This window comes from Indioceanicola profundi (assembly GCF_003568845.1).
Taxonomy (GTDB): Bacteria; Pseudomonadota; Alphaproteobacteria; order Azospirillales; family Azospirillaceae; genus Indioceanicola; species Indioceanicola profundi.
On record NZ_CP030126.1, the window covers coordinates 2,190,182 to 2,203,676 of the forward strand.

The window sequence follows — 13,495 nt, forward strand, 5'->3', positions numbered from 1 at the left end:
TTCATCGAAAGTGGGCCATGGCGGCAGGCCCCTTTGCAAGGACATTCTCCGCCCCTTCGGAGTAAGCTCGGCACATAAAATCAACGGAGGCTTCCATGCTCGTCGGCGTGCCGAAGGAGATCAAGAATCACGAGTACCGGGTGGGTCTGATCCCGGGCAATGTGCGTCAGCTCACCGTCCATGGTCATCAGGTCATCGTCCAGAAGGACGCCGGTACGGCCATCGGCCTGACGGACGACCAGTATGTCGCCGCCGGCGCCACCATCGTGGACTCGGCCGAGGAGATTTTCGCCCGCGCCGACATGATCGTGAAGGTGAAGGAGCCGCAGCCGAACGAGTGCCGCATGCTCCGGCCCGGCCAGGTCCTGTTCACCTACCTGCATCTGGCCCCTGATCCGGACCAGACCAAGCTGCTTCAGGACTCCGGCGCCATCTGCATCGCCTATGAGACGGTGACCGACCGCAATGGCGGCCTGCCCCTGCTGGCCCCGATGAGCGAGGTCGCCGGCCGCATGTCCATCCAGGCCGGCGCACATTGCCTGGAGAAGAGCTATGGCGGCATCGGCATCCTGCTGGGCGGCGTGCCCGGCACCCCGCCGGCCAAGGTGGTGGTGATCGGCGGCGGCGTCGTCGGCACCAATGCCGCCCGCATGGCCATCGGGCTGGAAGCGCATGTCACCGTGCTGGACAAGTCGCTGGACCGGCTGCGCGCCCTGGACCTGCAGTTCGGCCGCCGCCTGAACACCGTCTATTCCAATGTGGAGACGGTGGAGCAGCATGTGCTGGAGGCCGATCTGGTCATCGGCGCCGTGCTGGTTCCGGGTGCGGAAGCCCCGAAGGTCGTCACCCGTGAGCTGGTCGGCCGGATGAAGCCGGGCTCCGTCCTGGTGGACGTGGCCATCGACCAGGGCGGCTGCTTCGAGACCTCGAAGCCCACCACCCATGCCGACCCGACCTATGTGGTGGATGGCGTCATCCACTACTGCGTCGCCAACATGCCGGGTGCGGTGGCCCGCACCAGCACCTTCGCCCTGAACAACGCCACGGCACCCTTCGTGCTGGCGCTGGCGGACAAGGGCTGGAGCCAAGCGCTGGCCGACGACGTGCATCTCCGCAACGGGCTGAACGTCTTCAAGGGCAAGCTGACCCACCCCGGCATCGCCCATCTGGGCCAGGTCGTGGCGCCGGAGACGGTGCTGGGCTGATCCCGGCCGGATTGTTTCAGGAGGAGAGCCGCGCCGGGCAGCCGGGGCGGCTTTTCTTTTTTGTCCGGACGTTACGAGCCGCACATCTGCCGGAACCGTAGCACCTCCCCCCTGTTGCCACACCCGCTCGCGGGGAGGAGAAGAGATGCGGTACGGCGATGTGGGGAAGAACCCGGAGATCACCCGGCTGATCGGGGCCGCGGCCGAACCGCTGCCGCCCATCGGGGATGACGGGTTCGGCGGGATGTTCGACCGGCTGGCGGAGGCGCGGATCGTGCTGATGGGGGAAGCCACCCACGGCACCTCCGAATTCTACCGCGCCCGCGCCGCGATCACCCGGAGGCTGGTGGAGCATCACGGCTTCAACATCGTGGCGGTGGAGGCCGACTGGCCGGACGCCGCCCGGATCGACCGCCACATACGCGGCCGCCCCATCCCGACCGGCGACGGGGAGCCGCCCTTCCAGCGCTTTCCAACCTGGATGTGGCGGAACCGGGAGGTGGAGGCGTTCGTCGCTTGGCTGCGCGAACATAATGAGCGGGTCAACGATCCCGACCGGAAAGTGGGGTTCTACGGGCTGGACCTCTACAGCCTGGGCGGCTCAATCCGTGCCGTGCTGGACTATCTGGACCGTGTGGACCCGGAGGCGGCGGCGGAGGCGCGGCGGCGTTACGGCTGCCTGACGCCTTTCCAGGAGGAGCCGCAGGGGTACGGCGCCGCCGCCCTCTCCTTCGGCACGCCCTTCTGTGAGAAGGAGGTGCTGAAGGTTCTGCAGGAGCTGATGTCCCGCCGCATGGAATATCTGCGCGCCGACGGGGAGGAGTTCCTGGATGCCGAGGCCAATGCCCGGCTGGTGGCCGATGCCGAGCGCTATTACCGGGCCATGTACCGCTCCGGCTATGAAAGCTGGAACCTGCGCGACACCCATATGGTGGACACGCTGGAGGCGGTGCTGCGCGCCCGCGGGCCGGATGCCAAGGCCGTGGTCTGGGCCCACAACTCCCATTGCGGCGATGCCACCGCCACCGAGATGGGCGACATGGGCGAGGTGAATGTGGGCAGCCTGTGCCGCGACCGCTTCGACGATGCGGTGCGCATCATCGGCTTCGGCACCGACCGCGGCATCGTGGCCGCGGCGGACGACTGGGACGAGCCGGTGCAGTTCAAGCGGATCGTCCCCGCCCGCTCCGACAGCTACGAGGCGTTGTGCCGCGATACCGGCATCCCCAGCTTCCTGCTGGATCTGGAGAAGAAGGACAATTCGGAAGTCATCGACGCGCTGATGGAGCGGCGGCTGGAACGGGCCATCGGCGTGATCTACCGGCCGGAGACGGAGCGGACCAGCCATTATTTCGGCGCCGAGCTGCCGAGCCAGTTCGACCATTACCTCTGGTTCGCCGAAACAAAGGCCGTGACGCCCCTGGGCGAGGAGCCGGACCACGGCCCCTCGGAAACCTGGCCGTTCGGGGTTTGAGGAAGTCCGTAGGTCGGATCGAGCCCATGGCGATGATCCGACACGGTGGCGAAGACCAATGACGGTGTGTCGGATCGGCGCTCCGCTTGATCCGACCTACGAAGCCGCCGCCGCCAGCCGCTCCGCCAGTTCCAGATCGGCGGGCTTGTCCACATCCACGGCGGCCATGCCGAAGGGCATTTCCACCACCGCCCCCTTGGCCCCGCTGATCTCCCCCAGCCGTTTCAGCGCGTCCGGCAGAGTGAGCGCGCCCATGGCGAATCTGGCGACCGCCACCGGCCCCAGCATGGCGACCAGCTTCAGAGGGTTCTTGCGGTCCTGCTCCACCTTCTGCCAGGTCCGCACCACGTCCAGCGCCGCCGGCGTGCGGAAGGCGAAGAGGTTGCAGCCGGAGAAGCTGCCATCGGCGAATCGCAGATAGGTGCGCTGGGTGCCGGGCACGTCCCGCTCGATCACCTCTTTCCGGGCAAGGCCGGCGGCGACATCGGCCTCTTCCGGCACATGGGTCCAGAAATGCGTGACCCATTCCGGACGCAGCAGGGCGTGGTCGGCGGTCGTGACCAGCAGCGGCGTGCCTGCCTGCTCCAGTGCCGCGGCGACGGAGCGGGCCGGGCTGCCGGCGGCGGGCAGCACGCGCAGACGGCCGGAGGCTGCGAGCGGGCCCAACTCCGCATCTCCCTCCACCAGCTCCGGCCGCTCGATGGAGACCAGCAACGTGCCCGCCACCGGGCAGGCCAGCAGGGCGCGGACCACGCGGCAGATCATGGGCACGCCGCCCACAGGGATAAAGGCCTTGTGGCTGACGCCGGCAGCCACCGCCATGGGATCGTCCGGCCCGCGGGAACCGGCCAGGATCAAGGTGGAAACGGGCACGGTCACAGCGTCTTACCGTAGATGCGGTAGGTCTTGTAAGGGCTGGCGATAATGGATTCGGCGATGCGCCGCATGGGGACATTGTCCTCCAGCACCCAGGACAGCTCGAAGAACTCCATGCCGCGCTTCAGGCATTCCCTGCGGCAGGCGTCGATCAGCAGCCAGGACAGCATGCCGCCGGACAGGCCCTTGGCATGTTTGCGCTTGACGCCCATCAGCGGCACGCGCCCGGTCTTCAGCCCCTTGACCTTCAGCCGCCAGACCAGCTTGGCCCAGCCGAAGGGCAGCAGGCTGCCGTTCAGATCGCGGATGGCCTCGTTCAGGTTGGGCAGCGTCACCATGAAGGCCGCAGGCTCCCCGTCGATCTCCACGAACCAGACAAGGTTCCTGTCGATCAGCGGGCGGATGGAGGCAGCGAGATGGTCGGTATCCGCCTCCGTCAGCGGCACGAAGCCCCAATTGCCGGCCCATGCATCGTTGAAGATGCCGGTCAGCGCCGCGATCTCCTGCTTGTAGCGGGACATGTCCAGCCGGCGCAGCACCGTGCCCGGCGGCAGCGGCTTCTCCAGCCGCTTGCGCACGGCGGGCGGAAAATCATGCCGGATATCGTAATGATAGGCCAATACGTCCTTGGCCTTGGCGTAACCCAGCTCCTCCACCCGCCGCATCGCATAGGGCGGGTCGTGGGGCATCATCAGCATGGGCGGGGTGTCGAACCCGTCAACCAGCAGCCCGGTCTCCTCATTGATGGAGAGGTTGAAGGGACCCAGGATCCGGGTGCGGCCGCGGGCGCGCAGCCAGTCCTCCGCCGCCGCGAACAGGGTGCGGAAGATTTCCGGATCGTCTTCGGCACAGATCATGCCGAAATAGCCGATGCCTTCGGCCGTCAGCGGGGACAGGCGGTCGATCTGGGCGCTGATCCGGCCGACATCGCGCCCGTCGCGCACGGCCAGGAAGAGCTGCGCCTCGGCATGGGCGAACAGCGGGTTCTTCTTCGGCGACAAGGCTTCGCGCCGCTCCATCATCAAAGGCGGCACCCAGTTCGGGTCGCCCGCATTGACGTGGAAGGGGACGCGGATGAACCGGTCCAGCATGGCCTTGTCGGACAGGGAAACGGGGACGATCCGCACCGTCCCCGTCACTGTACCCGCCTGTTCGGCAGCGCTCACGATGCGGCCTTCATCTCCGGTTGGTCCTTGTCCGCCGGCCGCCGCTCCGTCGCCCGGGGCGGACGGTCGCGGGGCGGGGAGCCGGTCAGCTTCATGACCCAGGGATACCGCTCCGCCTCCTTCACGTCATAGCCCAGATTGAAGACGTGCGGGCTGCGCGGCCGCTCCTTCGCGCTGTTGTAATAGGTTCCGAAGACCATGTCCGGCAGGTAGGAGACGATGCCGTAATTGCCGTCCTCGTTATGGAAGTGGTGCTGCAGGTGCAACTGCTTGATCCGCGCCACCCAGGCCCAGCGGGGCTTGTAGTTCAGGTGCTGGATGCAGTGGAAGAACTCGTACACGCAGGTGCAGACCAGACCGGAGGACAGGGCCGCCGCGGAACCGGCCGGCCCGCCGATCAGCCATCCTACCGGCACCGTCACCGCCGCGATGGTGGGCAGCGTGTTGGCCAGGCTGCCGAACAGCACGTCCAGCTTGTGCGGGTCCTGGTGGTGGTCGAAATGGATGCGCTTCCACAGGGAGGCCGTCCACGGCATCTTGTAGAGCCAGCGCCCGTGCAGGATCCAACGGTGGATGCAGTACCAGGCCAGCGGATAGAGCAGCGCCGCCACGGCGACGGCCGCCAGCGGCGCCAGCCAGCTTTCCGCCCAGACAACCGCCAGCACGCCGCTTACCACCGCCAGCGCCGAATAAACCTGAATTGCCGGATAGGTCCAGTAGGCGACCGCCAGTTCCTTCAGGGTCATCTTGCCCAGGTCATAGCTGCGGCCGCGCCACGCGTCGCCCCACATGCCCGAACTCCTTTACTTCACCATGGGCGCCCTTCAGGCGCCGATTGCACATTTCCGTAGCGGGAAACTAGGAGCAACCCGACTGTTCATCAAGCGAGCGGGAGCCGCAGGCCAGCCATACTGTCAAGGTGTGGCAGCGCCGCCGCGCTATCCTTCCACATAGACCAGGATGGCCCCGCCCACGGCAGTGAAGAACAGGGTCGGTCCCCAGGCCGCCAGAACGGGGGGCAGCACCCCGGCCTCTCCCAGCGCCACCAGAAGCCCGTCGGCCAGCAGGAACACCAACCCGATGCTGATGCCCAGCGCCAGCGCGCCCTGCGCCCCGCCGCGCCGCCGCAGCCCATGTGCCACCGGTGCGGCCAGCAGCAGCATGACGAGCGAGGCCAACGGGCCGGAATAGGTTTCATGCAGGCGGGTCTGGTAATAGGCTGGGCTCTGGTTTCCGGACCACTGGCCGCGCAGGATGCTGCGCAGCCGCAGGAACGGGATGTTCTGCACCGGCTGGGTCAGCTCCACCACATTTGCCGGATGCAGGCGGACGTCCCAGGCAAGCTCGTCGAACCGCTCCAGCCGGGCGTCATTCCGCAGGTCGACGCGGGTCGCCTGCTCCAACTGCCAACCGCTGGGCGTGAAGACCGCGACCGATGCGGTCAGCCGCTCGGTCACCCTCCCGTCCTCGTCCCGGACGAAAATGCGAACATCCTCCAGCCGCTGCCCGTCCTCGCGGACCCGCTGGGCGGAGACGACGTTTTCCCCGACCCGGAGCCAGAGCGGGTCTTCCTTCCTCGGCTCATCGCCCGGAGGCTCGGTCGCGGCCCACCATGTGAAGAAGGCCCGTTCGGCCCTTGGGGCGATCTGGTCGGCCAGGATCAGGTGGAACACGGCCACCGCGGCGGCTGCCGGCACCAGCGCCCATAGGAGCTGATAAGGCGTCAGCCCGGCGGAGCGCATGGCCACCACCTCGTTATTCTGGGCCAGTCCCCAGAGCGTCACGAGTGAGCCGATCAGAACGGCCAGCGGCACCAGCCGTTCCAGCATCACCGGCAGGCGCAGGGCGGCATAGCGGCCGAGGTCCAGAAATCCCCCGCCCCGCTCCAGCACCGCGCTGGCCGCGTCGAGCAGGTCGAGAAGTTGCAGCAGGGCTGCGAGCGCCACCAGCACCGCCAGGCAGCGGGCCAGGAAAATGCGCGTCATGTAACGTGCGATGACGCCGGTCATGCCGCCCCCCGCTTCCGCTTGCGCCGCCGCGGCAACAGGCGGCCCATATCCTGCGCTAGGCCTTCGATCCGGTCGAAGGCGTGACCGAACGGGTTCTCTCCCGGCCTGACCTGGGCGCGGTGGAACAGCCATGCGCACAGGATGCTGAACAGGACGAAGGGCACCCAGATGCCCAGTGCAGGCGGAATGCGCCCCACATCGCCCAGACTCTCACCGAACTGGAGGGAGTGGTTGTAGAGCACCAGGATCACCGCCGCCACGGCGATGCCGACACCCCGCCGGGCGCGCTTCGCTGCCATGCCCATCGGCACGGCCAGCAGCGGCAAGAGCGGCAGGGTCAGGGCACGGGCCAGCCGCGCATTGAATTCCGCCTCCAGCTGGCTTTTCGGGGTCAGGGAGAAGGGCGCATGTATCTCCCCCCACAGTTCCAGCAGCGTCAGCTCCCGCTCATTCCCGCCGCGGGCGCGGAAGGGAGGCGCTTCCAGCGAGAAATCGCGGTCCAGGGTCAGCCTGCCGAAGCTCAGCACCTGCGGCTCCGCGTCCGAAGGGGTGCGGAGCTGCACCCCGTCCTCCAATGTCAGAAGGATGCGGGTGCGTTCCTCGTTCGTGCCCAGAACGCCGCGGGCAGCCGTGGTCACCAGCTCGGCTCCCTCGCGGACCTGATGGACGAAGACCCGCTCCAGCTCCCGCCCGGTGGGATCGACCATGTCGGCCGTGATGGTCAGCCCGTCGCCCGCGTCGACGAAGGCCGCCTGCGGCACGGTGGCGTCCCAGGCTGCATAGACCACGCTGTGATAGATGGCCCCGTAGGCATAGCGGCTATAGGGCTGCACGAAGCCGAACAGCAGGATGGAGAAGACCATCAGCCCGGCCCCCATCCACAGGAACGGCCGGGCGAAGCGCGCCACCGACAGGCCGGTGGACTGCAGAGCGTCCAGCTCGTTCTCCTCTCCGAACTTGGAGACGACGACGAAGATGCTGATGAAGAACGCCGCCGGCAGGGCCAGGCCGAGATAATGCGGGACCAGATTGGCCGCCATCCGCAGCACCAGGTCGAACGGCCCGCCATGGTTGGCCAGCAGGTCGAACAGGCGCAGGATGCGCTCCATCAGCAGCGCGATCAGCACCACCGTGAGGGAGACCAGCAACGGCTTGGTCGTCTCCCGCATGATGTACCGGTCGAGCAGCCGGGTGCTGGACGGAAACCGTCCGCGCCGAGCAGACCGCGCCATTTCCATTGTCCCTGTTCCGTCCTTCAACGTACCGCCGCCCATAGGGCCTTCAACTCCGCCACCAGCGCGTTCCGCTGCCCGTCGGACAGCGCCACCGCCGGCGAAAGGGCCGGCGGGCCGGGCCAGCCCGTGTCGGGGAAGCTTACTCCCCCATGCTCCCGCGCCCCCTCATAGCGGGGAATGACATGGAAGTGTACGTCCGGGTCCACCATCATCAGCATCAGGTAATTGATCTTCTGGTATCCCACGAACCGCGACAGCATCGATTCCGCTCCCGCCACCGCCTTCTGGAGATCCGCGAAGGCTTCCGGGCTTACCTGTCCGAAGGCGGTCGCCGGTTCCTTGCAGACCAGCACCAGCGCGCCCAGCGTCGGCTGCTGGGGGCGGAGCTGGACGGTCCAGTAGGTGGTTTCCGCAATCAGGCTCTGCGGATGGCCGAACTTGGCCATGGTGGGATTGATCATCGAACCATTCCGGTCAGGATAGGATCGCCCCGTTACTCCGGGCTGTGACGCCCGGCACGGAACGGAGGTGAATCCGGCCAGTCTAGGGGCAAGCGCCGGCCTGCGCAAACAAGCGCGTCCGGCATCCGCCCATCGGAGGGAGGGCGGCACCGGACGCCCCGGTCACGCCGCAGCCGTGGGAGGGCCTGCCGCCGGCCCGGCCAGCAACAGGTCGAACCGACCCAGCGTCTCGAAACCCGCCTCGTCGGCCGTCAGCCCGCGAAGGGTCACCTCGGCCCGCCAGCCCTTCCCTTCCTCCCGGCGGACCCGAACCAGGGTCCAGCGGGCGGCATCGTGATGCTTGTGCCGCACGGCGGAGGCGGAGGGCACGGTCATGGATGGGATCGGCCCCAGGGGGCCCGGCAGGCTGCACATATGGGCATAGTGTGCATGGCCGTGCAGCAGCAACTCCGCCCCTGCACGCTTCAGCACGGCCCGCAGCTCCGCCCGGTCGGTCAGCGCCTTGCGCTGCTTCACCACGCCTTCGGCCACCGGGTGGTGGACCAGCAGGACGCGGAACAGGCCCTTGCCGCCCAGGTCGGACAGGACGCGCTCCGCCGTGGCGAGCTGCTCCGGCCCCAACGTGCCCTGGGCGCTGCCGAGCGGCGTCGGAATACCGGAATTCAGCCCGACAAAGGCGACCGGCCCGCGGATGCGGAGCGCCGGGAACAGGCCCGACCCCTCCGCCGATGCCGGTGCGCCGTCGCCGGCCATCCAGTCCCGCCAGCGCGCCAACCCCTCCTCCCAGGCCGACGGAACAAGGACGTCATGGTTGCCGGGGATCAAGGTCACCCGGTCCGGCGGCCCGACACGGCGCAGGAACGTCTCTCCAGCCTCGAATTCGGAAGGCAGGGCGATGTTGGCGAGGTCGCCCGTCACGACGCGGTGGTCGGGATCATGCGCGTCGATGTCTGCCAGCAGCAGGTCCATCACGCGCGGCTGGTGGATGCGGAAACGCTTGCGTTGCCAGGATATGTAGCTGGGCAGCCGCTTGGACAGGAGTGCGCGGGTCAGCGGCCGTTCCGGGGCGAGCGGCAGATGCGGGTCGGACAAATGCGCAAAACTGTAGGCGTCCATGCAACATCCCGGGAAGAAATGCAGGGCGGGGCCGCCCATCTACCACGTCGGCGCGCAAATCGCGCGCCGAATGGTGGGAAAACCTCGACGGCGAGGGTATGTAGACCGCCATCCGGACAATAGAACCACAGATGGCCGCCGTGCATACCGTGAGCGATTCCCGCAATGACAGCAGCGTGACCACCTCCGCCGCGGCCCCGGCCGCGCCGGTGGGCGTGGTCGTGGGCAGCAGCCCGGTGCGCCTGTGGGGCATGTCCTCGACGGAGCGGCTGCACCGCATCTTCCGCCGTTCAGGGCTGGAGATCGCGGAGGGTGCCGCACCGGCCGGCCGGGCGCAGGTGCTGTTCCGGGCCGATTATGTGTTCGACGAGCCCCTGGCCAAGGACCTGATCAAACAGCCCGGCACGGTGTTGACCGATGCGGAGACCGGACAGGCCGTGGCCGCCCATGTGCCACCGGACCTCGCCGGAGAAGTCGTCGCCATGCTGAACGCGGGCGGGGCCGTACCTGAATCGTTGGCGGCCCGGCTGCGCGTCGGCACGCCGGGGGAGATTTCCTCCTCCTACAACAACCAGCTCCGCAAGAAGGAGACGCCCTATCTGCTGCGGCTGACGGCGGAAACGCTGCCCGCGATCGAGAAGCGCATGTTCTCCGGCAGCTACAAGGGCGTCACCGATCTGGTCACGAAGTATGTGTGGCCCACCCCGGCGCGGCACGTCACCAAATGGTGCGCCATCGCCGGGCTGACGCCGAACTTCGTCACCACGGTCAGCGCGCTCTGCGTCGCCGCGGCCTTCTACCTGTTCTGGACGGGCCACTTCCTGCCGGGCCTGTTCTTCGCCTGGATGATGACCTTCCTGGACACGGTGGACGGCAAGCTGGCGCGGGTCACCCTGACCTCCAGCCCGTGGGGCAATGTGTTCGATCACGGCATCGACCTGGTCCACCCGCCCTTCTGGTACTGGGCCTGGATCGTGGGGTTGGCCGCGGTGGGGATGAGCCTGGAGAACACGGCGCTGATCCTGTCCATCGTCGTGATCGGCTATGTGGCCCAGCGCATCCAGGAGGGCATCTTCCTTGCCCTGTTCAAGATCGAGATCCATATCTGGCGGCCCTTCGACAGCTTCTTCCGCCTGATCACCGCCCGCCGCAACCCGAACCTGCTGCTGCTGACCGGCTTTTCCCTGGTGGGCCGGCCGGACCTGGGCATGGTGGCGGTGGCGTGGTGGACGGTGCTGTCCTTCCTGATCCATTGCGTGCAGATCGTCCAGGCGCTGGCCGCCAAGCGGCGCGGCCCCATCACCTCCTGGCTGTCTGCCTGAGTCCATATCCATGATCCGTCTAGGCCTTATCCGGAATCCGAAAAGCACCCGCAACAAGGGCGGGGCCGGGGGCGACCTGCGGGAGCAGGCGGCGCACCTGCTGGGATTCTATTTCGCAGAACCCGCAACGCCGGAGGAGCTGGCCGAAACGCTGGCCGACTTCGCCCGGAACGAGGTCGGCATCGTCGTCGTCGATGGCGGCGACGGCACTGTGCGGGAGGTACTGACCGCCCTGCCCAAGGCCTATGGCGACGAGAACCTGCCCGCCGTCAGCATTCTGGCATCCGGCAAGACCAACCTGATCGCAGCCGATGTCGGCACCAGCGGGCACGGCATGAAGGGGTTCAGCCGGCTGATGGAGAATGCCCGCAACGGCACGCTGGGCAGCCATATCCAGCGCCGGCCGGTGCTGGAGGCGCGCTGGGATGACGACAGCCACGCTCCCGTGCGCGGCACCTTCCTGGGCGCGGCTGCCTTCACCAAGGCTACGGCATTGGCGCAGGAGAAGGTGCATGCCAAGGGCTTCAACAACAATGCCGCCGTGGCGTTGACCCTGGCCGGCACGCTGTATCGCACCCTTTTCGGCAACGATCCCGACCGCCTGCTGGACGGGGAGCCGATGACGGTGGTGCCGGACGGCTCCAACAGCCCGCAGGGCAACCGCTTCCTGTTCCTGGCGACCACCCTGCACCGTCTGGTCATGGGCCTCTGGCCCTTCTGGGGCAATGGGGAGAAGCCGATCCGCTATCTCGACATCTCCGCCCATCCAGAGCGGCTGTCCCGCGCCGTGCTGCCGCTGATGAAGGGCAAGCCCACCGACTGGATGCTGGCCGACGGTTATCGTAGCGGCATGGCCAGCGAGATCAGAATGGAGCTGACGCGGCCCTTCATCATGGATGGCGAGCTGTTCGAGCCCGGACCCGGCGGCGTGGTGCGGCTGTCCACCCCCGCCGTGATCGACTACGTCGTGCCGTGAGCGCGGACTCGCCTTCGCTGACCGGGCTAATCGCCGCGGAACTGGTGGAGCCTGTGGTGCCGGCCGCCACCGCGATGGCGGATCATCTGGCAGCTAGAGGCGGCGGAACCGTGGCCGCGGTACTGTTCTATGGCAGCGTGCTGCGCACCGGCGACCTGGACGGCATCCTGGACTTCTATGTGCTGGTGGACCGGCTGACCGACTGGCATGCCCGCCCGGCGCACGCCTTCCTGAATGGCCGCCTTCCGCCCAATGTGGAGTACTGGGAGCTGCCCTGGCAGGGGCGCATCGTGCGGGCGAAGGTAGCAATCATGAGCCGCGCCCAGTTCGCCCGCGCCGTCCGGCCCGACAGCCTGGATACCACCATCTGGGCCCGCTTCTGCCAGCCGGCCCGGCTGATCTACGCGCGTGAGGCGGCTATGTGGGACTGGGCCGCCGAGGCGGTGGCGCAGGCCGTAACGACCGCCGCCGGCTGGGCCGTGCGGCTGGGACCGGCCGAGGGCACGGCGCGCGACTACTGGGACGCCCTGTTCCGCCACACCTATGCCGCCGAACTGCGTGTCGAGAAGGGTGAACGGGCCGGTCATATCGTGGACAGCTTCCCCGGCCGCTACGAACGCCTGCTCCGCCCCTCCCTTACCAAGGGAGGGGTCGATATTGTTGAGCTGGAGGATGGCAGAATCCGGCCTGGGATCGATCCTACCGAGCGTGACCGCGCCCGCCGCGCCTGGGGCCGTCGCCGGATGGCGGGCAAGCCGTTGAACATCGCCCGACTGGTCAAGGCAGCCTTCACCTTCACCGGCGGGGTGGATTATCTGGCCTGGAAGGTGGAGCGGCATTCGGGCGTGCGGGTGGAACTCTCGCCCTGGCAGCGCCGCCACCCCATCCTGGCCTCCCCTGTCGTGCTGTGGCGGCTGTGGCGCAAGGGGGCGATACGGTAGTCGCGTAGGTCGCATGGAGCGGAGCGGAATACGACGGCTTCCCGACTGACGGAATGATGTCGCAATCCGGCTCCGCCTCCTCGCGACCTACGGGCTGCGGAGAGGTTACGTCTCCATGGCCCTGCCCTGCTCCCTGCCCCACTACGCCGCCCATGCGGATGATTATATCGCCGCCCTGCTGTCCCACGACACGGGAGATGCCCGCGAACGGTTCCTGGCGGCGCTGACGTCCGGGGCGGAAATCCTGGATCTGGGGTGCGGTCCGGGGCGGGACCTGAAGGCGTTCGTGGATGCCGGCTATCGCGCCGTCGGGCTGGAAGGCTGCCCGGCCCTGGCCGAAGCGGCCCGCCGCCATGCCGGGGCGGAGCTGTGGGAGCGGGACCTGTTCGCCCCGGCCCTGCCGCCGGCCCGGTTCGATGGAGTCTGGGCGCAGGCGGTGCTGTTCCATGTTCCCACGGGCGCGCTGGCCAGCGTTCTGTCGGATATCCGGGACACGCTGAAACCCGACGGCATTCTCTATGCCTGCGATCCCACGGGTGCGGACCAGGAAGGCTGGGCGGAAGACCGGTATCTGGCTTTCCGCCGGCCGCAGACGCTCAAGAAAAAAGCCCGCATGGCGGGCTTTGATCTGATCGGGGAATGGCGTCGGCCGCCGGGGCTGCCCCGACGCCAGCAGACATGGCTTGCCACGCTCTGGCGTCGGGTCTGAGGAGA

Annotated in this window: 13 protein-coding genes; 6 read left to right on the top strand and 7 right to left on the bottom strand. The window is 67.8% G+C overall.

What is annotated here, in order from left to right:
* The first annotated feature begins 95 nt into the window (after positions 1-95).
* Both ald and DOL89_RS10485 read left to right on the top strand, forming a co-directional pair.
* Positions 96-1,205, top strand: a complete 1,110-nt coding sequence (gene ald, locus DOL89_RS10480) for an alanine dehydrogenase (RefSeq protein ID WP_119679101.1) — start codon at positions 96-98, stop codon at positions 1,203-1,205.
* Positions 1,206-1,350: 145 nt separating this feature from the next.
* A complete protein-coding gene (locus DOL89_RS10485) occupies positions 1,351-2,679 on the top strand; it encodes an erythromycin esterase family protein (RefSeq protein WP_119679102.1) in 1,329 nt (442 codons plus the stop codon).
* 96 nt (positions 2,680-2,775) lie between these two features.
* Here the strand turns inward: DOL89_RS10485 and DOL89_RS10490 are convergent, their stop codons facing one another.
* The 7 genes from DOL89_RS10490 to DOL89_RS10520 form a co-directional block, all read right to left on the bottom strand.
* Positions 2,776-3,558, bottom strand: coding sequence for a nucleotidyltransferase family protein (locus DOL89_RS10490; protein ID WP_318658493.1), 783 nt, complete (start codon positions 3,556-3,558; stop codon positions 2,776-2,778).
* Positions 3,555-4,721 carry a dATP pyrophosphohydrolase gene (locus DOL89_RS10495; protein ID WP_205574558.1) on the bottom strand — a complete coding sequence of 389 codons (1,167 nt, stop codon included), beginning with the start codon at positions 4,719-4,721 and terminating at the stop codon, positions 3,555-3,557. Before DOL89_RS10495 ends, DOL89_RS10490 begins: the two co-directional genes overlap by 4 nt.
* Entirely contained in the window at positions 4,718-5,512 is a 795-nt protein-coding gene (locus DOL89_RS10500; RefSeq protein ID WP_225889760.1) for a sterol desaturase family protein, read from the bottom strand. The genes DOL89_RS10495 and DOL89_RS10500 overlap by 4 nt, the downstream gene beginning before the upstream one ends.
* Positions 5,513-5,659: 147 nt before the next feature.
* Positions 5,660-6,730, bottom strand: a complete 1,071-nt coding sequence (gene lptG / locus DOL89_RS10505) for an LPS export ABC transporter permease LptG (protein WP_162937445.1) — start codon at positions 6,728-6,730, stop codon at positions 5,660-5,662.
* The gene (locus DOL89_RS10510; protein ID WP_162937446.1) at positions 6,727-7,962 is read right to left on the bottom strand and encodes an LptF/LptG family permease; all 1,236 of its coding nucleotides are present in this window, start codon (positions 7,960-7,962) and stop codon (positions 6,727-6,729) included. The genes lptG and DOL89_RS10510 overlap by 4 nt, the downstream gene beginning before the upstream one ends.
* A 23-nt stretch (positions 7,963-7,985) precedes the next feature.
* Entirely contained in the window at positions 7,986-8,426 is a 441-nt protein-coding gene (locus tag DOL89_RS10515; RefSeq protein ID WP_119679105.1) for an HIT family protein, read from the bottom strand.
* 162 nt (positions 8,427-8,588) lie between these two features.
* Positions 8,589-9,542 carry a metallophosphoesterase family protein gene (locus tag DOL89_RS10520; protein ID WP_162937447.1) on the bottom strand — a complete coding sequence of 318 codons (954 nt, stop codon included), beginning with the start codon at positions 9,540-9,542 and terminating at the stop codon, positions 8,589-8,591.
* 131 nt (positions 9,543-9,673) lie between these two features.
* Here DOL89_RS10520 and DOL89_RS10525 point away from each other — a divergent pair, with 131 nt between their 5' ends.
* The 4 genes from DOL89_RS10525 (at position 9,674) to DOL89_RS10540 (ending at position 13,490) form a co-directional block, all read left to right on the top strand.
* On the top strand, positions 9,674-10,864 hold the full coding sequence (locus DOL89_RS10525) for a CDP-alcohol phosphatidyltransferase family protein (protein ID WP_119679107.1): 1,191 nt from the start codon (positions 9,674-9,676) through the stop codon (positions 10,862-10,864).
* 10 nt (positions 10,865-10,874) lie between these two features.
* Positions 10,875-11,840, top strand: coding sequence for a diacylglycerol kinase family protein (locus DOL89_RS10530; RefSeq protein WP_119679108.1), 966 nt, complete (start codon positions 10,875-10,877; stop codon positions 11,838-11,840).
* Complete coding sequence (locus DOL89_RS10535; protein ID WP_119679109.1) at positions 11,837-12,781, top strand: hypothetical protein; 945 nt, start codon at positions 11,837-11,839, stop codon at positions 12,779-12,781. Before DOL89_RS10530 ends, DOL89_RS10535 begins: the two co-directional genes overlap by 4 nt.
* A 115-nt stretch (positions 12,782-12,896) precedes the next feature.
* Positions 12,897-13,490: a class I SAM-dependent methyltransferase gene (locus DOL89_RS10540; protein WP_119679110.1), complete on the top strand. Its 594-nt coding sequence runs from the start codon at positions 12,897-12,899 to the stop codon at positions 13,488-13,490.
* Positions 13,491-13,495 lie beyond the last annotated feature (5 nt).